Raw genomic sequence first — 23,392 nt, 5'->3', positions numbered from 1 at the left:
AGCCTCTTGCATTGGGGGGTGACGCCCCTCAGTTGCGCCGCAGTCGCAGCAGCTGGTGCAGCAAGATCGCGCCAAAGGTGGCGGTGCCGATGCCGCCGAGCCTGAAGTCGCCAAAGGCCAGCGTGAAGTCGCCGGTGCCCAGCACCAGCGTGATGGCGGCCACCATCAGGTTGCTGGTATTGCCGAAATCGACCTGGTTGCGCACCCAGATATTGGCGCCGGAGACGGCAATCAGGCCGAACACCACGATGCTGACGCCGCCCATCACCGGCAGCGGAATCGCCTGGATCACGGCACCGAACTTGGGACTGAAGCCGAGCAGCAGCGCGATCAGCGCAGCCGCCACGAACACCGCAGTGGAGTAGATGCGGGTCGCCGCCATCACGCCGATGTTCTCGGCATAGGTGGTGACGCCGGTGCCACCAGCCGAGCCGCTGACCATGGTGGCAATGCCATCGCCGATAAAGGCGCGGCCCATGTAGCCGTCCACATTGCGCCCGGACATGGCGCTCACCGCCTTGATATGGCCCAGGTTTTCTGCCACCAGGATGAACACCACCGGCACGATCAGCAGGATCGCCCGGCTGTCAAACACCGGCGCGGTGAACTGCGGCAGGCCGAACCAGGGCGCGGCGACGATGCCGGAAAAATCCATCGGCTTGCCCATGCCCAGGCCGTTGGTCAGCATCACGTAGACCACGGTGGCGACCAGCAGGCCAAACAGGATCAGCAGGCGCTGCAGCATGCCGCGCGTCAGCACGGCGACCAGCGCCACGCAGATGAAGGTGACGGCCTGCATCCAGCTGTCAAAGTTGCTGGCAGCCATGTTCTTCACCGGAATCGCGGCCAGGTTCAGGCCGATCACCGCCACCACGGCACCGGTGACGACTGGCGGCATCAGGCTCTCGATCCAGCGCGTGCCGATCAGTTGCACCAGCAGGCCGATCAGCATGTAGACCAGGCCGCAGACGATGATGCCACCCAGCGCCACCGCCAGGTTCAGGTTGGGCCCGCTGCCACCATAGCCGGTGGCAGCCACCACCACGCCGATAAAGGCAAAGCTGCTGCCCAGATAGCTCGGCACCTTGCCGCCGGTAAACAGGAAGAAGATGAGCGTGCCGATGCCGCTCATGAAGATCGCCAGGTTCGGGTCGAAACCCATCAGGATGGGGGCCAGCACGGTCGAGCCAAACATGGCGATCACGTGCTGGATGCCCATCAGCCCGGTCTGCGGCCAGGGCAGGCGTTCATCGGGGGCAATGCTGCCACCCTGACGCAGCACCTCACTGCTGCGTTCTGTCCATTGAAAAAGTCCCATGGGAATGTCCTTGTGCTGAGATGTTGCACATGGTAACTTTTCCGGCTGCTGCCGTGGTGCCTGGCCCGTACGGGCGTGCAGATTTTTTTGGTGCGGTTGGGGAATCAGCGCACCAGCAGTACCGGCACCTCGCACTCGGCCAGCACGCGCGTGGCGACCGAGCCCATCAGCAGGTTGCCTAAAGCGCCCTGGCCGTGCGAACCCATGATCACCATGCCGAATTTTTCTTCCCTGGCAATCTCGGCAATCGTGCTGCCCGGATCGCCGACCCGGCTCAGCACGTGCGGACGGATGTCGTGGCGCGCCAGGTAGGTCAGCACCGGCTCCAGCACCTTGTCGGTTTCCTCGGCCTGGTACTGCAGCAGTTGTTCCTTGCTCAGGGCGTTGCGCACGCGTGCCGGCAGGGCTGGCAGCACGGTCAGCAGCGTGTGGCTCTGGTTGTGCGTGGCGAACATGTCGCGGTTCTGGACCAGATAGACCAGCATCTTCTTGGTATAGGTGCTGCCATCGACAGCCAGCAGGATCTTCATGGCGACTCCTTGAACAGGGGGAAGCAAGACGTCCGCGCAGGACCTGTTTTCAGTGTAGGAGATAAATGACCGCTTGCAAGCCCGCACATGCCCGGCAGCTTACAATTCGGGCATGAATCTGCCCCGCTATACCCGTGCCCAAGCCCTGCCCGATATCCTGCGCCAGCGCATCGTCATCCTGGATGGAGCGATGGGCACCATGGTGCAGCGTTTCAAGCTGACCGAGGAACAGTACCGTGGCGAGCGTTTCAAGGATTTCCCGCGTGACGTCAAGGGCAACAACGAACTGCTCAGCCTGACGCAGCCGGACATCATCCGCCAGATCCACGAAGGCTATCTGGCCGCCGGTGCCGACATCATCGAGACCAACACCTTTGGTGCCACCAGCATCGCCCAGGACGACTACGGCATGGGTGAGCTGGCCTACGAGATGAACCTGGAATCGGCCAAGCTGGCACGTGCTGCCTGCGACAAGTACAGCACACCGGACAAGCCACGCTATGTGGCGGGTGCCCTAGGCCCCACGCCCAAGACCGCCAGCATCAGCCCGGACGTGAACGATCCGGCAGCACGCAATGTCACCTTCGAGTCGCTGCGGGCCTCCTACTACGAGCAGGTCAAGGGCCTGGTCGATGGTGGTGCCGACGTGCTGCTGGTCGAGACGATCTTCGACACGCTCAACGCCAAGGCGGCGCTGTTCGCCATCGAGGAGTTCTTCGACGATTCCGGCGAACGCCTGCCGATCATGATCAGCGGTACCGTGACCGACGCCTCCGGCCGCGTGCTGAGCGGCCAGACTGTGACCGCCTTCTGGTACAGCGTGCGCCATGTGCAGCCGCTGTCCATCGGCCTGAACTGCGCGCTGGGTGCGGCGCTGATGCGTCCCTACATCCAGGAGCTGAACCAGATTGCCGGCGATACCTTCATCAGCTGCTACCCCAACGCCGGCCTGCCCAATCCGATGAGCGAGACCGGCTTTGACGAGACGCCGGAAGTCACCAGCCGCCTGGTGCATGAATTTGCGGCCGAAGGCCTGGTCAACATCGTCGGCGGCTGCTGCGGCACCACGCCGGACCACATCGCCGCGATCGGCGAGAAAGTGCAGCCGCTGCGTCCGCGCGGCGTGATGCTGGCGCGTTTTGCCAGCGATGCTGCCTGACCTTCCGCCGTCCTCCTGCCGCCTGTATGCCTGAAAGTTTCGCCATGTCTGCCTCCGATTTGCCCACCGCCAACCCGTCTGCCCCGCTGCCGCCGATGCGCCTGTCCGGCCTCGAGCCGCTGTCGGTCGATGCCAGCAGCCTGTTCATCAACGTCGGTGAACGCACCAACGTGACCGGCTCCAAGGCCTTCGCGCGCATGATCCTGAACGACCAGTACGAGGAAGCGCTGGCCGTGGCACGCCAGCAGGTCGAGAACGGCGCGCAGGTGATCGACATCAACATGGACGAGGCGATGCTGGACAGCGAGGCCGCCATGGTGCGCTTCCTGAACCTGATCGCCAGCGAGCCCGATATCGCACGCGTGCCGATCATGGTGGACAGCTCCAAGTGGTCGGTGATCGAGGCTGGCTTGCGCTGCATCCAGGGCAAGCCGATTGTCAACTCGATTAGCATGAAGGAAGGCGTGGACGAGTTCAAGCGCCAGGCCAGGCTGATCAAGCGCTATGGCGCGGCCGCCGTGGTGATGGCGTTTGACGAGAAGGGCCAGGCCGATACCTTCGAGCGCAAGACCGAGATCTGCGAACGTGCCTACCGCGTGCTGGTCGACGAGGTCGGCTTCCCGCCCGAGGACATCATTTTCGACCCGAACATCTTCGCGATTGCCACCGGCATCGAGGAGCACAGCAACTATGCGGTGGACTTCATCAACGCGGTGCGCTGGATCAAGCAGAGCCTGCCCGGTGCCAAGGTCAGCGGCGGTGTCTCCAACGTGAGCTTCAGCTTCCGCGGCAACGAGCCGGTGCGCGAGGCAATCCACACCGTGTTCCTGTACCACGCGATCCAGGCTGGCATGGACATGGGCATCGTCAACGCCGGCATGGTGGGTGTCTATGACGAGCTTGATGCCGAACTGCGTGAGCGCGTCGAGGACGTGGTACTGAACCGCCGCCCCGATGCCGCCGAACGCCTGCTGGAAATCGCCGAGCGTGCCAAGGGCGCGGCCAAGGACGACAGCAAGAAGCTGGAATGGCGCAATCTGCCGGTCAAGCAGCGCCTGAGCCACGCGCTGGTGCACGGCATCACCGATTTCATCGTCGAGGATACCGAGGAAACCTGGCAGCTGATCCAGGCCGACGGTGGCCGTCCGCTGCACGTGATCGAGGGTCCGCTGATGGACGGCATGAACGTGGTCGGCGACCTGTTCGGTGCCGGCAAGATGTTCCTGCCGCAGGTGGTGAAATCGGCGCGCGTGATGAAGCAGGCGGTGGCGCACCTGGTGCCCTATATCGAGGAAGAAAAGCGCCAGCAGGAAGCCGCCGGCATGGACGTGAAGTCGCGCGGCAAGATCGTCATGGCCACGGTCAAGGGCGACGTGCACGACATTGGCAAGAACATCGTCACCGTGGTGCTCCAGTGCAACAACTTTGACGTGGTCAACATGGGCGTGATGGTGCCCTGCCACGAGATCCTGGCCAAGGCCAAGGAAGAAGGCGCCGATATCGTCGGTGTCAGCGGCCTGATCACGCCGAGCCTGGAAGAGATGCAGTACGTGGCTGGCGAGATGCAGAAGGACGACTACTTCCGCACGCGTGGCATTCCGCTGCTGATCGGCGGCGCCACCACCAGCCGCGTGCACACGGCGGTCAAGATTGCGCCCAAGTACGAAGGCCCGGTGGTCTATGTGCCCGATGCCTCGCGCAGCGTGGGCGTGGCGCAGAACCTGCTGGGCGAATCGCTGGACAGCTACCTGGAGGAGGTGCGCACCGACTACGAGCGCGTGCGCCAGTTGCACGCCGGCAAGAAGCAGCAGCCGCTGTGGCCGCTGGCCCAGGCGCGTGCCAACAAGACGGCGATTGACTGGAACGGCTACCAGCCGCCGGTGCCCAAGTTCATCGGCCGCCGCGAATTCCGCAATTTCGATCTGGCCGAACTGGTGCGTTTCCTCGACTGGGGCCCGTTCTTCCAGACCTGGGATCTGGCCGGCAAGTTTCCCAACATCCTCGACGATGAGGTGGTGGGCGAGGAAGCGCGCAAGGTCTATGCCGATGCGCAGGCCATGCTCAAGCAGATCATCGAACAGAAATGGCTGACCGCGAATGGCGTGATGGGTTTCTGGCCGGCCAACACCGTGCGCGATGACGATATCGAGCTGTACGCCGACGAGCAGCGCGAGCAGGCCGTGCTGACCTGGTATGGCTTGCGCCAGCAGGCCGAGAAGCAGGCGGTGGACGGCGTGATGCGTCCGAGCCGCTGCCTGTCCGATTTCATCGCGCCGCAGGGCGTGGCGCCAGATTACATTGGCGCCTTTGCCGTGACCGCCGGTATCGGTGCCGAGAAGCAGGAAGCGGTATTTGCCGCCACCCATGACGACTACAGCAGCATCATGTTCAAGGCGCTGGCCGATCGCCTGGCCGAGGCCTTTGCCGAATGCCTGCACCAGCGCGTGCGTACCGACCTGTGGGGTTACGCTGCTGACGAGACGCTGGACAACGCCCAGCTGATCGCTGAAAAGTACGTCGGCATCCGCCCGGCACCGGGCTATCCGGCTTGCCCGGACCACCGCGTCAAGCGCCCGCTGTTCGAGTTGCTGCGCGCCGAGGACATCGGTATGGGCCTGACCGACAGCTATGCCATGACGCCGGCTTCCAGCGTCAGCGGCTTCTACTTCAGCCACCCGGACAGCACCTACTTCAACGTTGGCAAGATCAACGAGGAACAGGTGCAGGACATGGCCGCACGCAGCGGCGCACCGCTGGCAGAGGTCGAGCGCGCGCTGTCGCCCAACCTGGGCCTGTAAGGCGCTGCCTTACAGCAGATCGCAGTCGGCGATGTCCTCTGCGAACTGCTGCAGCGCCTGCTCGGCGTTGGCCTGCTTCAGCCGGTTGTGGATGCTGCCATCTTCGCGATAGACATAGCCCATGCGCCAGTCGGCAAAGCGGCGCAGGCCTTGCAGTGGCGCATCGACCAGCACTTCGACCTGCTGGTGTCGTGCATCGCCCCGGATGTTGTCCATCAGCTGGTGGATGGCTTCGGGCGGGCCTTCGATATACTGGATGAAGTGTTCGCCGTCAAACAGCAGCACGCCGGTGATCTGGAAGTCCTGGTTGGCCTTGCGGGCCACTTTCAGGATGTCGGGAACGCACAGGGCCGATTCGTCTGGGGCCATGTCGCTGATGTAGAGAATGCAATGTATGGGGCAGGGTCTGGTATGGGTCGTGTAAAGCCCTGATTTTGCCCGACATTCGCGCCCCGTCAATGCTGGTGCAGCAATCCGCGCCGCAATTGCATGGCCTCGGCCAGATGCGGAATCGAGATGCTGTCACTTTCGGCCAGGTCGGCAATCGTGCGCGCCACGCGCAGGGTGCGATGCGTGCTGCGCGCACTCCAGCCGAGTTGGCGTGCCGCCTTCTGCAGAAAGCCGCTGGCGGCGCCATCGAGCTGCGCACTGGCTTCCAGTGCCAGCCCCTCCAGCAACTGGTTCGGGCTGCCCTGACGCTGCAGGGCGCGCTCGCGTGCTGCCACCACGCGTTGCTGCACGGTGGCACTGTTCTCTCCGGCGCTGGCGGTCAGCAGCTCTTCGGGTGGCAAGGCCTGCACTTCCAGTTGCAGGTCGATCCGGTCCAGCAAGGGGCCGCTAAGTTTGCCCTGGTAACGCCGTACCTGGTCTGGCGTACAGCGGCAGGGCCGGATGCGGCTGCCCAGATAGCCGCAGGGGCAGGGATTCATCGCGGCGATCAGCTGGAAGTGCGCCGGAAACACCGCTTGCCGGCCGGCGCGCGAGATATGGATTTTTCCGGTCTCCAATGGCTCGCGCAAGGCCTCCAGTGCGGGGCGTGGAAATTCGGGGATCTCGTCGAGAAATAGTGTGCCGTGGCAAGCGAGCGAGATCTCGCCAGGGCGTGGGGGTGAGCCACCACCGACCAATGCCACCGCACTGGAAGTGTGGTGCGGCGAGCGCATCGGCCGCTGCCCCCACTGCTCTGGCGTGAAGTGTCCGGCCAGGCTGGCCACGGCCGCGGCAGCCAGCGCCTGTTGCGGCTGCATCGGTGGCAGCAGGCCGGCAAAGCGCTGTGCCAGCATGGACTTGCCCGATCCTGGCGGGCCCAGCAGCAGCATCGAATGCTGGCCGGCGGCGGCAATCTCCAATGCCCGGCGCGCTGCGGCCTGGCCTTTCACATCGGCCAGATCCGGATAGCGCGGCGTGGACTGGCGTGCCGGATCCGGCTGCATGCGGTACCAGCCTTCAGGCAGTTCCTGTTGTGATCCAGCGGGCGCAAAGGCCTGCACCACATCACCCAGCGTGCGGGCGCCATAGACCTGCAGGCCGGGCACCAGCGCGGCCTCGCAGGCGCTGTCGTGCGGCAGGACCAGCGCGGCGGAATCGCCCTGCTGGCAATGCGCGGCCGCCATGGCGAGCGCGCCGCGTACCGGCTTCAGCTCGCCGGACAGCGACAGCTCACCGGCAAACACATGATCCGCCAGCCGACTCGCATCGACCTGGTCGCTGGCCGCCAGAATCCCCATGGCGATCGGCAGGTCGAAGCGGCCGGAATCCTTGGGCAGGTCGGCCGGAGCCAGATTGACCGTGATGCGCCGGTTGTGCGGAAAGTCCAGTCCGGCATTCTGGATCGCGCAACGCACGCGTTCACGCGCTTCCTTGACCTCGGTATCGGCTAGCCCGACCAGGGTGAAACTGGGCAGGCCGGGTGCCAGATGCACCTCGACCATGACCGGTGGCGCTTCCAGCCCGAGCAGGGCACGACTGGGGACAAAGGCGAGGGACATGGCGATAATATGAATACTAAATAACTATATCATGCCATGATTCTTGCCAAGCTGATCTGCGCCAGGCAAGAAAAAACCGCCCTGCTAGCAGCAGGACGGTTGTCATGCAGACGGCAGCGGGTACCGTCGTCAGCAGGACTTAGTCGTGGAAACGGGCGTCAGGGTGACGCGCTTCCCAGTCGGCCAGCTGCTTTTCAGCTTCGTCGCGGGCAATGCCGGCGCGCTCCTGGATCTTGCCGACCAGCTGCTGGCGCTTGCCGTCGATCACGTCCAGATCGTCGTCGGTGAGCTTGCCCCACTGTTCCTTGATCTTGCCCTTGAATTGCTTCCAGTTGCCTTCGATGGTGTCCTTGTTGATGGCGGTCATTGCTTTATCTCCATTCAATAGGGATGTCAGTGCATCCGGGTGAAAGGACTGCTGCGGTGACGTCTGTCATCTGCAGCAGCACTGGGTTCAGTGTAGAAAAGCCCTGACTTGCGGCGGGTGGGACAAGCTTGCAAGCAGACGTAGGATCAGGCCTTCAGGGCCGACAGCGCCTGCAGCGTGCGCTCCATGGCGATGGCGTCGGCTGCGGCATCATAGTGGTTGCCGTTTGGGCGCGCGAAGGCGTGTTGCACGCCCGGGTACTCGAACACCTGCACGTTGTCGTGCTGGGCGGCAGCAGCCTTGATCTGCTCCTGCGCTTCGGCCGGGCAGTATTCGTCCTGGCCGGCAAAGTGCAGCACCAGCTGGCCCTTGATGTTGACCATCTCGTCCAGCCTGGCTTCGATGCCGGTACCGTAATAGCCCACCGACACGTCGGCATCGGTGCGGCAGGCCGCCAGATACGCCATCTTGCCGCCCAGGCAGTAGCCCACCACGCCGGCCTTGGGGTAGTCATTGCAGGCCTCCAGGCTGGTGCGCGCCGTCATCAGCACGGTGCCAATGTCCTGTGCGCCCACATTCTGGTCAAAGTTGTTGAAGAAGCCGAAGGCCTTCTCCCAGCCTTCCGGCGAATAGTCCAGCTCCACGCCCGGCTCCAGCCGCCAGAACAGGTCCGGCACGATGGCCACATAGCCTTCCTCGGCATAGCGGTCGGCCACCTGGCGCATGGTCTCGTTCACGCCAAAGATTTCCTGGCAGATGACCAGGGCCGGGCCCTTGCCCGATGCAGGTTCGGCGACATAGGCGCTGAAAGTGCCGGTGCCGTCGGTGGACTGGATCTCGATGGTGTAGCTCATGCTGTCTCCTTCATGGTTCTTGGTAAGGACCCGCCACCAGGCACATGGCAGGTTGTCCCGATCGATTATGACGGGGGAAACTTGCCGACAACATGACAGCTTCCCGCTGCCATGTGTCAGAGTGTGTCGGGAAAAGCACCAAACCCGGGCGAAACGCACCAATGCAGTGCATGTTTCGTGTGCCTCTTGCTGCATCGCGGCAAAAAACGCCTGCTTACAGACTTGGCACATATCTTGCTTGATATCGCATGCAGTCATTCACTCATACGCGATCGGGAGGATCATCATGCGCACTATCCCTGCAATCCCTGCGGTTCTGGTCATCACACTGTTGTCCGGCCTGTCTGCCACCAGGGCCCTGGCCCAGGAGGCCGCACCGTCGGCTGGCGGCCTCAGTGCCAATATGGGTGCGGTCACACTGTATAAGTACCGTGGCCAGGACCAGTACATCAACCACAGCGGCGAAGAGAAGAAGCTGCGCCCGGCCCTGCAAGCCGGCTTGGACCATGACTTCGGCAACGGCTTTTACGTGGGCAACTGGAACTCCAGCGTGCGCTTGCCCAGTAGCAGCGGCACCGCCCATCTCGAAATGGACTTTTACGGTGGCTACCGTTTCGAGACCGGCCTGCTGGCCTGGGACGTAGGCGCGCTGCGCTACCAGTATCCCGGCTCCGGCGTGCTCAACACCACCGAGGTCTATGCCGGTGCCACCTATGGCCCGGCCACGCTCAAGTATTCGCATACCGTGTCCGACCGCTACTTCGGCTTGGAGGGTGGCAAGAACACCGGCTATCTCAACCTGGCTGTGAATTACCCGGTCAGCGAGGCCGTGGCGCTGCAGGCCAGTGTCGGTCACACCATGCTGGATGGCGGTGCGCGCCAGGCCAGCGGCCTGCCCGATTACACCGATTACAGCCTGGGCCTGGCCTGGACGGCTCAGCCCGGGCTGACCGTGACGGCAGCCGTGGCGGGTGCCAACCAGGACGATGCCTGGGGCTATGTGAACAAGCCCAAGGCCATTATTGGCATGAAATATGCTTTTTGATTCCTGTGCGACGCGCCATACGCGTCACCTGCAGACCCTCACCAGGAGTACCCGAACATGAAGCTCATCACCGTGATCATCAAACCCTTCAAGCTCGACGACGTGCGTGAAGCCCTGTCAGACATCGGTGTGCGCGGCGTCACCGTCACCGAAGTGAAAGGCTTTGGCCGTCAGAAAGGCCATACCGAGCTCTACCGCGGCGCCGAATATGTCGTCGATTTTCTGCCCAAGATCAAGCTCGAAGCTGCGGTGGACGATGCCATCGTCGAGCAGGTACTCGAGACCATCCAGGCCAGCGCCCGTACCGGCAAGATCGGTGACGGCAAGATTTTCGTCACTGAGCTGGAACAGGTCATCCGCATCCGTACCGGCGAGTCCGGCAGCATCGCCCTCTGAGGCCATCCCCCCAACAGGAGAATCTCCATGATGAAGTCCCTTCCCTCCCGGCTGGCCGCTGTCATGGCGCTGGCATTGACCAGTGCCAGCGCACTGGCCCAGACCCCGGCCGTCGAAGCTACCGTCAACAAGGGTGACGTGGCCTGGCTGCTCACCTCCACCCTACTCGTGATCATGATGAGCCTGCCCGGTATCGCGCTGTTCTACGGCGGCCTGGCGCGCAGCAAGAACATGCTGTCCGTGCTGATGCAGGTCTTTGCCGTGTTTTCCATGGTTGCCGTGCTGTGGGCCTTCTACGGCTACAGCCTCGCCTTCAGCGGTGGTGGTGCCATCTACGGCGATTTCGGCAAGCTGTTCCTGAGCGGTGTCGGTGTGGACGCCCTGGGTGATACCTTCAGTGCCGATGCCAAGATCCCGGAACTGGCCTTTGTCGCCTTCCAGTGTTCGTTCGCCGCCATCAGCTGCGCCATCATCGTCGGCTCGCTAGCCGAGCGCATGCGCTTTGCCGCGCTGATGACCTTCATCGGCCTGTGGTTCACGCTCAGCTACTTGCCGATCGCGCACATGGTCTGGTCCGGCAACGGCTACCTGTTCGGCAAGGGCGCACTGGATTTTGCCGGTGGTACCGTGGTGCACATCAACGCCGGTGTTGCCGGCCTGGTGGCAGCCTATGTGCTGGGCAAGCGTATCGGCTATGGCCGTGAGGCGCTGATGCCGCACAGCCTGACGCTGACCATGGTGGGCGCTGCCCTGCTGTGGGTGGGCTGGTTCGGCTTCAATGGTGGCTCTGCCCTGGAAGCCAATGGTACGGCGGCACTGGCCTTCGTGAACACCCTGATGGCTACGGCTGCTGCCGTGCTGGGCTGGCTGCTGACCGAAGTCGTGCTGGGCCGCAAGCCTTCCATGCTGGGCGCTGCCTCTGGTGCCATCGCCGGCCTGGTCGTGATTACCCCTGCAGCCGGCAGCGTAGGCGTGATGGGTGGCATCGCCATGGGTCTGCTAGTGTCCCCGATCTGTTTCTGGGGCGTGACCGGCCTGAAGCGCCTGCTCAAGGTCGATGATGCCTTCGATGCCTTTGGCATCCATGGGGTTGGCGGCATCGTTGGCGCCGTGCTGGTGGGCGTGTTCACTGCGCCGGCGCTGGGTGGCATGGGCGCGGCAGACTTTGACATGCTGCACCAGCTCTGGGTCCAGATCGAAGGCGTGCTGATCACCATCGTCTGGTCCGGCGTAGTCACGGTCGTGCTCTGCAAGCTGATCGGCATGACCATCGGCCTGCGCGTCAGTGAAGAGGACGAGCGCCAGGGGCTGGACATCAGCAGCCATGGCGAATCTGCCTACAGCCGTTGATCCAGCCGCCCATGAAAAATGCCGACAGCGCTAGCTGTCGGCATTCGGGTGTGCTGTTGCACTATTTTTTGGGCTGTGTCTCCTCGGCCTCTGTGCTGCTGCAGCGTGTGCATCAGCGTGTCCCGGAACTATAGCGAGATTGCCCTCGCAACCATCCTAGGTAAAACCCTGAAATGCTATTAATTACACCCGCCAGGCATCAATCGTCGCTACGCAGATAGTGCTTGCGCCAGAACCACAGGCTCAGCAGCACCGCAATCGACAGCATGCTGCCAATGGCAATCCAGAAGCCGATGTTGAGCTTGAGCAGCGGCATCTCCAGAAAGTTCATGCCGAAAATGCCGGCGATCAGGTTCAGCGGCAGGAAAATCGCGGTCAGCGTGGTCAGCACGCGCATGATGTCGTTGGTGCGATTGCCCTGTGCGCTGAAATGGATCTGCACTGCAGTTTCGGCCGATTGTTCCAGCCGGCGCACATGGTGCAGCACACGCTGGATATGCTCGATCACGTCACGTCCGCGTGCAATCAGCAGGTCGTGGTGCGCGGTCAGCTCCTTGCCCGACAGGCCGGCCTGCGCGGCTGGCAGGTGTTCGGCCAGGCTGTCCAGCCATTCCTGCATCGCATCGTGCTGTTCCTCACACAGGTCTTCCAGCGCATGCAGCTGGTTGCGCGCTGCCATCAGCGCATTCCAGTTGGCAAAGCCGGCGTTGGTCTGCAACAGTTGCTGCTGCCAGCGTTCCAGCCGGTCGGCCAGCTGCTTGCGCAGGTCCAGGTAGCTGTCCACCATCTGGTTGATCATGCGCAGCACCAGGTCGCTCGGGTTCAGCGGCATGCGATTCCGCGCCGTGCTCACGTCCACGCCCAGTTGCACATCCGCCAGAAAGCGCTGCACGAACTGGCGTGCCGACTGGCAGCCGTCCGGATGCACGCTGATCAGCAACCGGTCGTAGACGACAAAACCCACCGCCAGCGAATGCAGTTGGCCCCAGACCAGCGGATCGGCCGTGCCGTGGCTGGGCAGCTGTCCCTGTGCCGCCAGCTCGGAAGCAAACGGCAGCCGGCGGAACACGATCAGGTCATAGACCGAGGTGTAGTCGTAGCGCGAGGGATGCTCCTCGGTAGCCAGGTCCTGGCAGTGCAGGTCCAGCATCGGTGAGCCGCCCAGGCGGCTGGCGGCCTGTTGCAGCCAGGGCAGCGTGTCCGGCAGCTGCTCGCGTCCCAGGAAAATCCAGACAAAGCCCTGCTCCGGCGCTGTCGTGGGCAGCGCCTCCAGAAAACGCAGCGTGTTGCCGTGGAACTCGACCGCGGTAACGTGCGCAGGCACCATGGCAGGTCTCAGCGCATCAGGCCTGCTGGCGCAGCCATTCGGCCGCATCCAGCGCAAAATAGGTCAGGATGCCGTCGGCACCGGCGCGCTTGAACGCCAGCAGCGATTCCATCATCACCGCATCGTGATCGATCCAGCCGTTCTGAGCCGCCGCCTTGATCATGGCGTATTCGCCGCTCACCTGGTAGGCAAAGGTCGGCACGCGGAAGGTCTGCTTCACGCGGTAAAGCACGTCCAGATACGGCAGGCCGGGCTTGACCATCACCATGTCGGCACCCTCGGCGATGTCCATGGCGACTTCGCGCAGCGCCTCGTCGGAGTTGGCCGGATCCATCTGGTAGACCTTCTTGTTGCTCTTGCCAAGGTTGGCCGAAGAGCCCACGGCATCGCGGAACGGGCCGTAGAAACTGCTGGCGTACTTGGCGCTGTAGGCCATCAGGCGCGTGTTGATCAGGCCCTGGGCTTCGAAGGCCTGGCGGATCGCGCCAATGCGACCGTCCATCATGTCGCTCGGCGAGATGATGTCAGCGCCGGCCTGTGCATGCAGCACTGACTGCTGCGTCAGGATCTCGACCGTGCGGTCGTTCAGGATATAGCCGGTCTCGTCGATCACGCCGTCCTGGCCATGGCTGGTGTAGGGATCGAGCGCCACGTCCGTCATTACGCCCAGCTCGGGAAACTCGCGCTTCAGCGCCTGGATCGTGCGCGGGATCAGGCCGTCCGGGTTCAGCGCTTCGCTGCCGTCTTCGGTTTTCAGCGAGGCGTCAATCGCCGGGAACAGGTCGATAAAGGGCACACCCAGCTTCAGGCAGCGCTCGGCCACCGGCAGCAGCAGGTCGATGCTCAGGCGCTCCACGCCCGGCATGCTGGCTACCGGCTGGCGCAGGTTCGTGCCTTCGTGTACGAACACCGGGTAGATGAAGTCATGCGCCGTGACGCTGTGCTCGCGCACCAGGTTGCGCGTGGCAGTATCAAAACGCAGGCGGCGCGGACGGCCGGCGGGAAAAGAGGCGTAGGGAGTGGTCATGTCGCTCACAGGAATCATCAGGAACAGGCCCGGATCGGGCATGCGGACATTCTAGGACCTGAACCGCCACCGGCAAGCCGGCAGCCAGGTGCGGCATCCTGCAACAGCTTGCAAGTTGCATTTGCAGACGCAAATCCGGCGCCCCGGGCCAGCCGGCCCGTGCTAGATTGGTTCCCGGAGCTTTCGGGCTTCCCCGCCTTCCTCCCTGGGCGGGATTTCGCTGCCCCTGGTAGCGGAATGCACTTGCACCCCGGACATTGCTGCCGGGGTTTTTTTTCGGATCGGGCGCTGCCCGCAGCGGGCGCGCTATCATTTGGCGTTATCTGTTGCAGTGCAAGAAGGCCGCCATGGGGTAGTCCGTCGTGCTGCTGCCCAAGGAAGTCGCATGGGATATCTGTTGGCCAAGGCCTTTCACATCATCTTTATCGCCAGCTGGTTTGCCGGCCTGTTCTACCTGCCGCGCATCTTCGTCAACCTGGCCATGGTGCCGGCCGATTCCCATGCCGAACGTGATCGCCTGCTGCTGATGGCCGGCAAGCTGCTGCGTTTCACCCACATCCTGATGGTGGTGGCCGTGGCCTTCGGCCTCTGGCTCTGGCTGGGCTACGGCATCGGCCTGCGCGGCCCGGGCAACGGCTGGATGCACGCCAAGCTCACGCTGGTGGCACTGGTGCTGGCCTACCAGGTCAGCTGCGTGCGCATCCTCAAGAATTGGCAGGCCGGCATCAACCACCGCAGCCACGTCTGGTATCGCTGGTACAACGAGGCACCGATCGTGCTGATGCTGTTCATCGTGCTGCTGGTCGTCCTCAAGCCCTTCTGAACCCGACCCGTCACGCCACGGGATAGACACCCATGACACAGCGCCCCGCCAAGCCAGCTGCCACGCAGACCGCCAGGCCGGGCGGGAGCACGGCCTGGCCGCTGGCATTGCTGTGCCTGGCGCTGATCCTCTACCTGTCGCTCTATCCCTTTACCGGCTGGCGTGACAGCGGCCTGTCCTGTACCGCCTACCTGCTGGCATCGCCGCCGCGCTACTGGACCTGGTTCGACATCATCACCAACTACCTAGGCTATATCCCGTTCGGTTTCCTGCTGGCGCTGGCCATGCTGCGCAGCGACAGTCCAGAACTGCGCCGCTGGGGGCCGCTGCTGGCCGCGCTGGCTGGTGTCGCCATGTCCTTCACCATGGAGACCACCCAGTGCTGGCTGCCGCAGCGTACCAGCTCGAATCTGGATCTGGCGCTCAATAGCGCGGGTGCGCTCAGCGGCGGCCTGCTGGCCTGGCTGATCGAGAAGCTCGGCGTCTTTGGCCGCTGGCAGCGCTGGGCCAGCGAGGGGCTGGTGCCGGGCTACCAGGGCGAACTGGCACTGCTGCTGGTCTGGCCGCTGGCCTTGCTCTACCCGCTACCGGTACCTTTCGGTCTCGGCCAGATCCTGGAGCGACTGGAAAAACTGCTGGCCGAATGGCTGCAGGACACGCCGTTCCTCGACTGGCTGCCGATGCGCGCCATTGAGTTCCAGCCCATGTTGCCGGAAATCGAGTACGTGGTGATGGCGCTGGGCCTGCTGGCCGTCTGCCTGCTCGCCTTTGGCATCCTGCGTGGGCGCGCGGAGCGCCTGCTGGCCTTGCTGCTGCTGGCGCTGGCCGGCGTGCTGGCCACCGGACTGGCGCTCAAGTTGTCCTTGCGTGCCGATGTCAGCTGGGCCTGGAGCTGGCAGCCGCTGCAGATCAGTCTGGCGGCAGCCGTCGCCGCCGCCATCGCCTGCTTGTGGCTGCCGCCGCGCCTGTGTGCTGCGCTGGCGCTGCTGCTCTTGCTGGCACAGCTCTACCTGCTCAACCAGGCCGCCATTCCGGTCTACCACGACTGGATGCTGTCCACCGCCATGCGTGCCGATTTCCGCCGCTTCTACGGCATGGCGCAGTGGCTGGGCTGGTGCTGGCCCTGGCTGGCCCTGCTGCTGCTGGCCCGACGTACGCTCAAGCCCCCGCGTTGAGTGCAGATCCGTGCCGCTGCCCCTGTGCAAGTGGCCGCAAGCACATACAATTCCCTGCATGACTACACCGCAAACGCCGTCCGCCGCACCGGCAGAATCCTCCCAGCCGGGCTCCTACTACCAGCGCCACATCTTCTTCTGTCTCAACCAGCGGGACAACGGAGAGGCCTGCTGCGCCGACCACAAGGCCGAGGAATCCTTCGCCTACTGCAAGCAGCGCGTCAAGGAATTGGGGCTGGCTGGTGCCGGCAAGGTGCGCGTCAACAAGGCCGGTTGCCTGGACCGCTGCGCCGGTGCCCCGGTCGCCGTGGTCTATCCCGAAGCCGTCTGGTACACCTTTGTCGACCAGAGCGATATCGACGAGATCGTGCAAAGCCATTTGCAGGATGGCCAGGTGGTCGAGCGCCTGCTGCTGCCGCCCACTGTAGGACGCTGAGATGAACGCCAAGACCGAAGCCCTGCAGCTGCAGGGTGCTGCCGGCCTGATCGAGGCCCTGCTGGACCGTCCTGCAGACGCCACGCCCAAGGGCACGGCCGTGATTTCCCACCCGCACCCGCTGTTTGGTGGCACCATGCAGAACAAGGTGGTGCAGACGCTGGCGCGCGCCTTCGTGCTGGCTGGCTGGAATGCGGTGCGCTACAATTTCCGCGGTGTCGGCGCCAGCGCCGGCACGCATGACGATGGCCGCGGCGAACTCGACGACCTGCTGCAGGTGATCCAGCAGGTGGCACCGCAAGGTCCACTGGCACTGGCCGGCTTCTCCTTCGGCGCCTTTGTCACGGCCAACGCCATGGCACGCCTGACTGCTGAAGCCGCCCCGCGCCTGCCCGAGCAGCTGGTGCTGGTCGGTCCGGCCACCAGCCGTTTCCCGGTCGAGCCGGTCGCTGCCGACTGGCACGCCCGCACCCTGGTGGTGCACGGCGAGGAAGATGATGTCGTGCCACTCGCTTCCGTCATGGACTGGGCGCGCCCGCAGTCACTTCCTGTCACCGTTGTTCCCGGTGTCGGCCACTTCTTTCATGGACAATTGCCCTTGCTGAGGCAGATCGTGTTGCGCCATCTGCAAGTTGTCCCTGTCCAGTCCTGAGTCCTTTCCTTCTGGCGCCCGTCATGCTGATGGGCGCCACAGCCATTCCCATGTCCATGTCCCGATTCCGTTCCCTCCGCTGCCAGGCCGCCCTGATTGCAGCGGCCAGCCTGTTTGCCGCCAGCGGCACCGTCATCGCCCAGACCGCCCCGGCAGCTGCCACCGCCTCTGCTGCGGCCAGCCAGCCCGCCCTGCCAGCTTCTGCCGCTACCGCGGTGGGTGCCACCCAGGGCTTTCCGGTGCCACCCGAAATCGCCGCGCGCAGCTACATGCTGATCGATATCAGCGCCGGCAACCAGGTGCTGGCCGCCAAGGACATGGACGTACCGATGGAGCCGGCCTCGCTGACCAAGCTGATGACCGCTTACATCGTGTTCGACGCGCTGCGCAACAAGCAGATCACGCTCGACCAGACCTTTGGCGTCAGCCAGAAGGCCTGGAAGATGCCCGGTTCGCGCATGTTCATCGAGCCCAGCATGCAGGTCCGCGTGGAAGACCTGATCAAGGGCATGATCGTGCAGTCCGGCAACGATGCCACCATGGCCCTGGCCGAAGGCCTGGCCGGCAGCGAGGAAGCCTTTGTGCAGAAAATGAACGATGCGGCCCGCACGCTCGGCATGAACAACACCGGCTACCGCAACGCCGAGGGCCTCACGGCCGAAGGCCACACCACCACCGCGCGTGACATGGCGATCCTGTCCACGCGTCTGCTGAACGACTTTCCGGAATACGTGCACTACTACGCCATCAAGCAGTACAGCTATCCCGGCACGCCCGAATCCAACGCCAACAACCGCAACAGCCTGCTGTTCCGTGATCCCACCGTGGACGGCCTGAAGACCGGCCACACCAATGCGGCCGGCTACAACCTGATCGCCACCGCCAAGCGTGACTTCCCCAACATGCCCGAAGGCCGCCGCATCCTGGCCATCGTGTTCGGCACTGCCAGCGAAGCGGCCCGCGCCAACGAGACGCAGAAGCTGCTGAACTGGGGCTACACCGCCTTCGAGGGCATCCAGCTGTTCGGTGCCGAACAGGCGGCGGTGCAGGCGCGCATCTGGAAGGGCGAGCAGAGCGAAGTCGGACTTGGTCGTCACGAGGCGATTGCCGTTGCCGTACCGACTGGCCGCGCCGGCGAGCTGAGCACCCAGGTCGAACGCCCCGATCCGCTGCTGGCGCCAGTCGCCAAGGACCAGCAGGTCGGCACGCTGCAGGTGAAGCTGGGCGATCAGGTACTCGCCACGCGTCCGCTGCTGGCGCTGCAGGCGGTCAACGAAGCCGGCTTCTTCCGTCGCCTCTGGGACACCATCATGCTGTGGTTCAAGTAAGCCGCAGTGTTGTTTTCCAGCCAGAACGCCCCGCCAGCCGGGGCGTTCTGCTGTCTGCGCCAGACAAAAGGGCTTGCCAAGACAACAACATGCAGGCTAAACTGTCAGGCTCCGCGGAATATTGCCGGGGTCATGCCCTGTGCGCCCGCCGGAGAATTCACGTTCATCAACCCGTAATTCGTTCACGTTTAGGGAATTACACATCCTGAGAGGGAGGCATCAGTGCCAACTATCAACCAGCTCGTGCGTCAAGGACGTACGGTCGAAGTCGTCAAATCCAAGAGCCCTGCGATGGAGAACTGCCCGCAGCGCCGTGGCGTGTGCACCCGTGTGTACACCACCACTCCCAAGAAGCCCAACTCCGCCATGCGTAAGGTTGCCAAGGTGCGCCTGACCAATGGTTTCGAGGTCATCTCCTACATCGGTGGTGAAGGCCACAACCTGCAGGAACACAGCGTGGTGCTGGTTCGCGGCGGTCGTGTGAAAGACCTTCCCGGTGTGCGTTACCACATCGTCCGCGGTTCCCTGGACCTGCAGGGCGTGAAGGACCGCAAGCAGTCCCGTTCCAAGTACGGTGCCAAGCGTCCCAAGAAGGCCTGATAGGTTTTCGTCATTCGGTGCTTGTGCGGCCAGGCAGGCTGCAACAGGCGTAGTGACCCGGAAAGCGTGCCAACCGTTTTTTCGTGCATGCGGGTCGAGTAAGTGGGTGTCCTGATGGCACTCGCGGTACCTGAAATGGTGCCAACTGAAGCAAGAGGTTAAGAAAATGCCACGTCGTCGTGAAGTCCCTAAACGTGAAATCCTGCCGGATCCCAAGTTCGGTAGCGTAGAGCTGTCCAAATTCATGAACGTGATCATGGAAGGCGGCAAGAAGGCGGTTGCCGAGCGCATCATCTACGGCGCTCTGGAGCAGATGGAAAAGAAGGCCGGCAAGGATCCGCTGGAGCTGTTCAACACCGCCATCAACAACGTCAAGCCCATGGTGGAAGTGAAATCCCGCCGCGTGGGTGGTGCCAACTACCAGGTGCCGGTCGAAGTGCGCCCGGTGCGTCGTCTGGCCCTGTCGATGCGCTGGATCAAGGACGCCGCCCGCAAGCGTGGCGAGAAGTCCATGGCCGCACGCCTGGCCAACGAGATGCTGGAAGCCTGCGAAGGCCGCGGTGGCGCCATGAAGCGTCGTGACGAAGTGCACCGCATGGCCGAAGCCAACAAGGCCTTCTCGCACTTCCGCTTCTAATCGGATTTTCGTCCGGAAGACGATCCAGGAACAGGGCTTCGGCGGCATGGCTGCCGCAAGCCCTGTGCTGCATCATGGGATCGTCATGCCGCCGTACGGCGGTTCTAGTAAAATATCTTTTTCTCAAGTACATCCAAAGGTTCATCATGGCCCGCAAGACTCCTATCGAGCGCTACCGCAACATCGGTATTTCTGCGCACATTGACGCCGGCAAGACCACCACGTCCGAGCGTATCCTGTTCTACACCGGTGTGACCCACAAGCTGGGTGAAGTGCACGATGGCGCTGCTACTACCGACTGGATGGAGCAGGAGCAGGAGCGTGGCATCACGATTACCTCCTCTGCCGTGACCTGCTTCTGGAAGGGCATGGACCTGTCTCGCCCCGAACACCGCATCAACATCATCGACACTCCTGGCCACGTGGACTTCACCATTGAGGTGGAGCGTTCCATGCGCGTGCTGGACGGTGCCGTGATGGTCTACTGTGCCGTGGGTGGCGTGCAGCCGCAGTCCGAAACCGTGTGGCGTCAGGCCAACAAGCACAAGGTGCCGCGTCTGGCCTTCGTGAACAAGATGGACCGTACTGGTGCCAACTTCTTCAAGGTCGTGGACCAGATGAAGCTGCGCCTGAAGGCCAACCCGGTGCCGATCGTTATTCCCGTTGGTGCCGAAGACGGCTTCAAGGGCGTGATCGACCTGATCAAGATGAAGGGCATCCTGTGGGACGAGGCTTCCCAGGGCATGAAGTTCGAGTACATCGACATCCCTGCTGAGCTGGAAGATACCGCCAAGGAATGGCGCGAAAAGATGGTCGAGTCCGCAGCGGAAGCCACTGAAGAGCTGATGAACAAGTACCTGGAAGAAGGTGACCTGTCCGAAGAAGACATCATCGCCGGTCTGCGCCAGCGTACCATCGCTACCGAAATCCAGCCGATGCTGTGCGGTTCCGCGTTCAAGAACAAGGGTGTGCAGCGCATGCTGGACGCCGTGCTGGACCTGCTGCCCTCTCCGAAGGACATCCCCCCGGTTGCCGGTACCGACGAAGACGAGAACCCCGTCACGCGTGAAGCCGACGACAACGAGAAGTTCTCTGCCCTGGCATTCAAGTTGATGACCGACCCCTTCGTCGGCCAGCTGACCTTTGTGCGTGTCTACTCCGGCGTGCTGAACAAGGGTGACACGGTGCTGAACTCCACCAAGGGCAAGAAAGAGCGTATCGGCCGTATCGTGCAGATGCACGCCAACGAGCGTCAGGAAATCGAAGAGATCCGCGCCGGCGACATCGCTGCTTGCGTGGGCCTGAAGGAAGTCACCACCGGTGAAACCCTGTGTGACCTGTCTGCCCCGGTGATCCTGGAGCGCATGGTGTTCCCCGAGCCCGTGATTGCCCAGGCCGTCGAGCCCAAGACCAAGGCTGACCAGGAAAAGATGGGTATCGCCCTGTCCCGCCTGGCTGCAGAAGACCCGTCCTTCCGCGTCCGTACCGACGAAGAATCCGGTCAGACCATCATCGCCGGCATGGGCGAGCTGCACCTCGAGATTATCGTGGACCGCATGAAGCGCGAGTTCAACGTGGAAGCCAACGTGGGCAAGCCGCAAGTGGCCTACCGCGAGACCATCCGCAAGCAGGTGGTCGATGTCGACGGCAAGTTCGTGCGTCAGTCCGGTGGTAAGGGTCAGTACGGTCACGTGGTGTTCCGCGTCGAACCCAACGAGACCGGCAAGGGCTTCGAGTTCCTGGACGAGATCAAGGGTGGCGTGGTTCCGCGCGAATACATCCCTGCGGTGCAGAAGGGTGTCGAAGAAGCCCTGAACGCCGGCGTGCTGGCAGGCTACCCGGTGGTTGACGTGAAGGTCGCCCTGACCTTCGGTTCCTACCACGATGTGGACTCGTCCGAGCAGGCGTTCAAGATGGCCGCCATCTTCGGTTTCAAGGAAGCCTGCAAGAAGGCCAACCCGGTGATCCTGGAGCCCATGATGGCCGTGGAAGTGGAAACCCCTGAAGAGTACGCTGGTACCGTGATGGGCGACCTGTCTTCCAAGCGCGGCATGGTGCAGGGCATGGACGACATGGTAGGCGGCGGCAAGGCGATCAAGGCTGAAGTTCCGCTGTCCGAAATGTTCGGCTACGCTACGGCACTGCGCTCCATGACGCAAGGTCGTGCCAACTACACGATGGAGTTCAAGCACTACTCTGAAGCTCCGCGCAACGTGTCCGAAGCGATCATCGCTGCACGTTCCAAGTAAGCACAAGTGCCCGGCTACCTGTAGCCGGGCTTCCGTTTGTCTGTGATGCTGCACCTCCGGCTGCCCGTGGCCAGAGATACCGTGACAGCATGCAGACGTAAAACCAGTTCACGGGCATAGCTCATTTATTTGAAAGGAAGCCAATCATGGCAAAAGAAAAGTTTGAACGGAGCAAGCCGCACGTCAACGTAGGCACCATCGGTCACGTGGACCACGGCAAGACCACCCTGACGGCAGCGATCGCTACCGTGCTGGCCAGGAAGTTCGGCGGCGACGCCCGCGACTACAGCCAGATCGATAACGCGCCCGAAGAAAAGGCCCGCGGCATCACTATCAACACTTCCCACGTCGAGTACGAAACGGCCAACCGCCACTACGCACACGTGGACTGCCCCGGCCACGCGGACTATGTGAAGAACATGATTACCGGTGCGGCCCAGATGGACGGCGCTATCCTGGTCTGTTCCGCTGCTGACGGCCCGATGCCCCAGACGCGCGAGCACATCCTGCTGTCCCGTCAGGTTGGCGTGCCCTACATCATCGTGTTCCTGAACAAGTGCGACATGGTGGACGACGAGGAGCTGCTGGAGCTGGTCGAGATGGAAGTGCGCGAGCTGCTGAGCAAGTACGACTTCCCGGGTGACGACACCCCGATCGTGAAGGGTTCTGCCAAGATGGCGCTGGAAGGCGACACCGGCGACCTGGGCGAAGGCGCCATCATGAAGCTGGCCGAAGCCCTGGATAGCTACATCCCGACGCCCGAGCGCGCCGTGGACGGCACTTTCCTGATGCCGGTGGAAGACGTGTTCTCCATCTCCGGCCGTGGTACCGTGGTGACCGGTCGCGTCGAGCGCGGCATTATCAAGGTCGGCGAGGAAATCGAGATCGTGGGTATCAAGGACACCCAGAAGACGACCTGCACGGGCGTGGAAATGTTCCGCAAGCTGCTGGACCAGGGTCAGGCTGGCGACAACGTCGGTATCCTGCTGCGTGGCACCAAGCGTGAAGACGTCGAGCGCGGCCAGGTGCTGTGCAAGCCGGGCTCCATCAAGCCGCACACCGAGTTCACCGCCGAGGTGTACGTGCTGTCCAAGGACGAAGGTGGCCGTCACACGCCGTTCTTCAACAACTACCGTCCCCAGTTCTACTTCCGTACCACGGACGTGACCGGTTCCATCGAGCTGCCGGCCGACAAGGAAATGGTGATGCCGGGTGACAACGTGTCCATCACCGTGAAGCTGATCGCCCCGATCGCCATGGAAGAAGGCCTGCGTTTCGCCATCCGCGAAGGTGGCCGTACCGTGGGCGCTGGCGTGGTTGCCAAGATCATCGC

Annotated in this window: 22 protein-coding genes; 14 read left to right on the top strand and 8 right to left on the bottom strand. The window is 63.1% G+C overall.

The annotated features are described in order from the left end of the window. Positions 1-28: 28 nt before the first annotated feature. Both V1261_RS10925 and V1261_RS10920 read right to left on the bottom strand, forming a co-directional pair. Positions 29-1,318, bottom strand: coding sequence for a solute carrier family 23 protein (locus V1261_RS10925; RefSeq protein WP_329771799.1), 1,290 nt, complete (start codon positions 1,316-1,318; stop codon positions 29-31). A gap of 104 nt (positions 1,319-1,422) precedes the next feature. After that, positions 1,423-1,848, bottom strand: a complete 426-nt coding sequence (locus V1261_RS10920; RefSeq protein ID WP_329771797.1) for a universal stress protein — start codon at positions 1,846-1,848, stop codon at positions 1,423-1,425. A gap of 112 nt (positions 1,849-1,960) precedes the next feature. On the opposite strand from V1261_RS10920, the gene V1261_RS10915 reads away from it, so the two are divergent. Both V1261_RS10915 and metH read left to right on the top strand, forming a co-directional pair. Further along, a complete protein-coding gene (locus V1261_RS10915) occupies positions 1,961-3,007 on the top strand; it encodes a homocysteine S-methyltransferase family protein (protein WP_329771796.1) in 1,047 nt (348 codons plus the stop codon). A gap of 44 nt (positions 3,008-3,051) precedes the next feature. Continuing rightward, positions 3,052-5,805, top strand: coding sequence for a methionine synthase (gene metH, locus V1261_RS10910; protein ID WP_329771795.1), 2,754 nt, complete (start codon positions 3,052-3,054; stop codon positions 5,803-5,805). Positions 5,806-5,814: 9 nt separating this feature from the next. Here the strand turns inward: metH and V1261_RS10905 are convergent, their stop codons facing one another. The 4 genes from V1261_RS10905 to V1261_RS10890 all read right to left on the bottom strand — a co-directional run bounded on the left by V1261_RS10905 (position 5,815) and on the right by V1261_RS10890 (position 9,014). Further along, positions 5,815-6,264, bottom strand: coding sequence for a BLUF domain-containing protein (locus V1261_RS10905; protein WP_329771794.1), 450 nt, complete (start codon positions 6,262-6,264; stop codon positions 5,815-5,817). Continuing rightward, a complete protein-coding gene (locus V1261_RS10900) occupies positions 6,261-7,793 on the bottom strand; it encodes a YifB family Mg chelatase-like AAA ATPase (protein WP_329771792.1) in 1,533 nt (510 codons plus the stop codon). The genes V1261_RS10905 and V1261_RS10900 overlap by 4 nt, the downstream gene beginning before the upstream one ends. Before the next feature lie 139 nt (positions 7,794-7,932). Then, positions 7,933-8,151, bottom strand: a complete 219-nt coding sequence (locus tag V1261_RS10895) for a CsbD family protein (protein ID WP_329771834.1) — start codon at positions 8,149-8,151, stop codon at positions 7,933-7,935. 155 nt (positions 8,152-8,306) lie between these two features. Continuing rightward, positions 8,307-9,014 (bottom strand): dienelactone hydrolase family protein, encoded by a 708-nt coding sequence (locus V1261_RS10890; protein ID WP_329771791.1) that lies wholly within the window; start codon positions 9,012-9,014, stop codon positions 8,307-8,309. 286 nt (positions 9,015-9,300) lie between these two features. On the opposite strand from V1261_RS10890, the gene V1261_RS10885 reads away from it, so the two are divergent. Genes V1261_RS10885 through V1261_RS10875 form a run of 3 tightly spaced genes read left to right on the top strand, consistent with a single transcriptional unit; the run spans position 9,301 to position 11,805 of the window. Then, positions 9,301-10,059: a TorF family putative porin gene (locus V1261_RS10885; protein ID WP_329771790.1), complete on the top strand. Its 759-nt coding sequence runs from the start codon at positions 9,301-9,303 to the stop codon at positions 10,057-10,059. A 57-nt stretch (positions 10,060-10,116) separates the two neighbouring features. Beyond that, positions 10,117-10,455 carry a P-II family nitrogen regulator gene (glnK, locus tag V1261_RS10880; protein WP_329771788.1) on the top strand — a complete coding sequence of 113 codons (339 nt, stop codon included), beginning with the start codon at positions 10,117-10,119 and terminating at the stop codon, positions 10,453-10,455. Positions 10,456-10,482: 27 nt separating this feature from the next. Further along, a complete protein-coding gene (locus V1261_RS10875) occupies positions 10,483-11,805 on the top strand; it encodes an ammonium transporter (RefSeq protein ID WP_329771787.1) in 1,323 nt (440 codons plus the stop codon). 199 nt (positions 11,806-12,004) lie between these two features. Here the strand turns inward: V1261_RS10875 and V1261_RS10870 are convergent, their stop codons facing one another. Next, on the bottom strand, positions 12,005-13,132 hold the full coding sequence (locus tag V1261_RS10870) for a magnesium transporter CorA family protein (protein ID WP_329771786.1): 1,128 nt from the start codon (positions 13,130-13,132) through the stop codon (positions 12,005-12,007). Between the two features lie 16 nt (positions 13,133-13,148). Next, positions 13,149-14,177 (bottom strand): porphobilinogen synthase, encoded by a 1,029-nt coding sequence (hemB, locus tag V1261_RS10865; protein ID WP_405198051.1) that lies wholly within the window; start codon positions 14,175-14,177, stop codon positions 13,149-13,151. Between the two features lie 367 nt (positions 14,178-14,544). Between hemB and V1261_RS10860 the strand changes: the two genes are divergently transcribed. From V1261_RS10860 to tuf, 9 genes are all read left to right on the top strand, one after another. Then, a complete protein-coding gene (locus V1261_RS10860) occupies positions 14,545-14,982 on the top strand; it encodes a CopD family protein (RefSeq protein ID WP_329771784.1) in 438 nt (145 codons plus the stop codon). 32 nt (positions 14,983-15,014) lie between these two features. Continuing rightward, a complete protein-coding gene (locus V1261_RS10855; protein WP_329771783.1) occupies positions 15,015-16,157 on the top strand; it encodes a VanZ family protein in 1,143 nt (380 codons plus the stop codon). 58 nt (positions 16,158-16,215) lie between these two features. Next, positions 16,216-16,593, top strand: a complete 378-nt coding sequence (locus V1261_RS10850) for a (2Fe-2S) ferredoxin domain-containing protein (protein WP_329771781.1) — start codon at positions 16,216-16,218, stop codon at positions 16,591-16,593. Between the two features lies 1 nt (position 16,594). Further along, positions 16,595-17,245, top strand: coding sequence for an alpha/beta hydrolase (locus V1261_RS10845; RefSeq protein ID WP_329771780.1), 651 nt, complete (start codon positions 16,595-16,597; stop codon positions 17,243-17,245). 50 nt (positions 17,246-17,295) lie between these two features. Next, positions 17,296-18,573 (top strand): D-alanyl-D-alanine carboxypeptidase family protein, encoded by a 1,278-nt coding sequence (locus V1261_RS10840; protein ID WP_329771779.1) that lies wholly within the window; start codon positions 17,296-17,298, stop codon positions 18,571-18,573. 222 nt (positions 18,574-18,795) lie between these two features. Further along, positions 18,796-19,173: a 30S ribosomal protein S12 gene (rpsL, locus tag V1261_RS10835; RefSeq protein WP_018714926.1), complete on the top strand. Its 378-nt coding sequence runs from the start codon at positions 18,796-18,798 to the stop codon at positions 19,171-19,173. Between the two features lie 166 nt (positions 19,174-19,339). Further along, entirely contained in the window at positions 19,340-19,810 is a 471-nt protein-coding gene (rpsG, locus tag V1261_RS10830) for a 30S ribosomal protein S7 (protein WP_018714927.1), read from the top strand. 146 nt (positions 19,811-19,956) lie between these two features. Then, positions 19,957-22,059, top strand: a complete 2,103-nt coding sequence (gene fusA / locus V1261_RS10825) for an elongation factor G (RefSeq protein ID WP_329771777.1) — start codon at positions 19,957-19,959, stop codon at positions 22,057-22,059. Positions 22,060-22,205: 146 nt separating this feature from the next. Beyond that, positions 22,206-23,392: elongation factor Tu (gene tuf / locus V1261_RS10820; RefSeq protein ID WP_329771776.1), on the top strand; the 1,187-nt coding region annotated here is incomplete at its 3' end.

Source organism: Brachymonas sp. J145, from assembly GCF_036312245.1.
GTDB lineage: Bacteria > Pseudomonadota > Gammaproteobacteria > Burkholderiales > Burkholderiaceae_C > Brachymonas > Brachymonas wangyanguii.
Note: the sequence above shows the minus strand (reverse complement) of the source record. Positions and strands in the feature narration are given on the sequence as shown.

Excerpts from the sequence above, each read along its gene's own strand:
- V1261_RS10925 (WP_329771799.1), bottom strand. The coding sequence starts at position 1,318 with ATGGGACTTTTTCAATGGACAGAACGCAGCAGTGAGGTGCTGCGTCAG.
- V1261_RS10920 (WP_329771797.1), bottom strand. The coding sequence starts at position 1,848 with ATGAAGATCCTGCTGGCTGTCGATGGCAGCACCTATACCAAGAAGATG.
- V1261_RS10915 (WP_329771796.1), top strand. The coding sequence starts at position 1,961 with ATGAATCTGCCCCGCTATACCCGTGCCCAAGCCCTGCCCGATATCCTG.
- metH (WP_329771795.1), top strand. The coding sequence starts at position 3,052 with ATGTCTGCCTCCGATTTGCCCACCGCCAACCCGTCTGCCCCGCTGCCG.
- V1261_RS10900 (WP_329771792.1), bottom strand. The coding sequence starts at position 7,793 with ATGTCCCTCGCCTTTGTCCCCAGTCGTGCCCTGCTCGGGCTGGAAGCG.
- V1261_RS10890 (WP_329771791.1), bottom strand. The coding sequence starts at position 9,014 with ATGAGCTACACCATCGAGATCCAGTCCACCGACGGCACCGGCACTTTC.
- V1261_RS10885 (WP_329771790.1), top strand. The coding sequence starts at position 9,301 with ATGCGCACTATCCCTGCAATCCCTGCGGTTCTGGTCATCACACTGTTG.
- glnK (WP_329771788.1), top strand. The coding sequence starts at position 10,117 with ATGAAGCTCATCACCGTGATCATCAAACCCTTCAAGCTCGACGACGTG.
- V1261_RS10875 (WP_329771787.1), top strand. The coding sequence starts at position 10,483 with ATGATGAAGTCCCTTCCCTCCCGGCTGGCCGCTGTCATGGCGCTGGCA.
- V1261_RS10870 (WP_329771786.1), bottom strand. The coding sequence starts at position 13,132 with ATGGTGCCTGCGCACGTTACCGCGGTCGAGTTCCACGGCAACACGCTG.
- hemB (WP_405198051.1), bottom strand. The coding sequence starts at position 14,177 with ATGATTCCTGTGAGCGACATGACCACTCCCTACGCCTCTTTTCCCGCC.
- V1261_RS10860 (WP_329771784.1), top strand. The coding sequence starts at position 14,545 with ATGGGATATCTGTTGGCCAAGGCCTTTCACATCATCTTTATCGCCAGC.
- V1261_RS10855 (WP_329771783.1), top strand. The coding sequence starts at position 15,015 with ATGACACAGCGCCCCGCCAAGCCAGCTGCCACGCAGACCGCCAGGCCG.
- V1261_RS10850 (WP_329771781.1), top strand. The coding sequence starts at position 16,216 with ATGACTACACCGCAAACGCCGTCCGCCGCACCGGCAGAATCCTCCCAG.
- V1261_RS10845 (WP_329771780.1), top strand. The coding sequence starts at position 16,595 with ATGAACGCCAAGACCGAAGCCCTGCAGCTGCAGGGTGCTGCCGGCCTG.
- V1261_RS10840 (WP_329771779.1), top strand. The coding sequence starts at position 17,296 with ATGTCCATGTCCCGATTCCGTTCCCTCCGCTGCCAGGCCGCCCTGATT.
- rpsG (WP_018714927.1), top strand. The coding sequence starts at position 19,340 with ATGCCACGTCGTCGTGAAGTCCCTAAACGTGAAATCCTGCCGGATCCC.
- fusA (WP_329771777.1), top strand. The coding sequence starts at position 19,957 with ATGGCCCGCAAGACTCCTATCGAGCGCTACCGCAACATCGGTATTTCT.